This window comes from Kitasatospora sp. NPDC091257, from assembly GCF_044757675.1.
Taxonomy (GTDB): domain Bacteria; phylum Actinomycetota; class Actinomycetes; order Streptomycetales; family Streptomycetaceae; genus Kitasatospora; species Kitasatospora lactacystinica.
This window is the reverse complement of record NZ_JBIVVI010001824.1, coordinates 1-1,151: the sequence shown is the minus strand read 5'-3', so window position 1 is coordinate 1,151 and position 1,151 is coordinate 1. Positions and strand designations below refer to the sequence as shown.

General features: G+C 67.2%; 1 protein-coding gene. It reads right to left on the bottom strand.

Annotated features, from left to right (window positions below):
- Nucleotides 1-147: 147 nt before the first annotated feature.
- Nucleotides 148-795 carry a TetR family transcriptional regulator gene (locus ACIQOV_RS42290; RefSeq protein ID WP_224284690.1) on the bottom strand — a complete coding sequence of 216 codons (648 nt, stop codon included), beginning with the start codon at nt 793-795 and terminating at the stop codon, nt 148-150.
- Nucleotides 796-1,151 lie beyond the last annotated feature (356 nt).

Here is a 1,151-nt window from a genome sequence, read left to right as displayed (position 1 = left end):
CAATGTCCCGGGTGCCCGCCCACCGGCATGTCTGGCGCGCGTGCGGTACGTCGGCGGACCTCCCCCGAGGACACGGCCGCCGTCCGTCGTTCCCCGGACAGGAGGCCGGGGCTGCGCGCGGAGCGGATGATGGGTCGGAGAACGGTCCTACTTGGGCGCCTTCTTGCCGGTGACGCCCAGGTACACCAGGGGAGCGAGGTTGGGCTTGAGGTCCTTGACCTTGACGCCCCAGGAGGTGAAGGCCTTCTGGTGCTCGGCCGCCGAGGCGAGCAGCGAGACCAGGGCCCCGGCCACGGCGTTCGGATCGAGCGACTTGTCGGCCTGACCCTTCGCCTGGAGTTCCTTGACGGCCTCCGCGAGTGGCTTGGCGACCGCGTTGAGGACCGTCATGCGGATCTTGAAGAACCGCTTGTCCCCTTCGGCGGCACCGAGCGTGACCACTCGGAGAATGGCGTCGTTCTTGCGCCAGAAGGCGAGGAATCCGTCGACCAGTTCTTCCGAAGTGGTCGGTCCGGACTTCCCTGCCCAGGACTTTCCGGCCACCAGCTCTTTGAGCTGGTCGGCGTCCTTGGCCATTTCCTCGGCGATTTCGAGGACAGCGCCCTCGACATCCGGGAAGTACTGGTAGAAGGTCGCGGGGGAGGTACCCGCCATACGGGCGACGTCGATGACCTTGACGTCCCGATAGGGCGACGTGCTGAGCATCTCGCGGAGGCAATCGAGCAGCTTCTGCCGCGTCTCCTGTCCGCGTCGCCCGGCGACGCGACCGTCGACGGTGCGAACTTGTCCTGTCATGCCGTCAGCTTACCGTGGCACGATCTTGGCGCGATTCGGTGATGCGACTATTACTCCGCACGGGGGTTGGTATAGCGGCATGAACCACTTCGGACGGATATTCACCGGGCTCCGAAGCCCCTGTTGAAGCCCCCCCGTGTGCTTTTGACCTCACAGCGTGACGGCGAGTCCGCTGAGGGGTGGTTGGGTGACAGAGCGTGACGACGGCGGAAGGGTGCGGTCCCGTCCGGAAGTGGACGGTCCGGGGCTCCGGGCGCAAGCCGCCCCCGGAGCGGGCGTCAGGATCCGGCCGTTCCGTCCTCGCTGGTCAGAGGGCTGTACGGGGCGTCGTCCGGGCCCGGACGACGGGTTCCGGG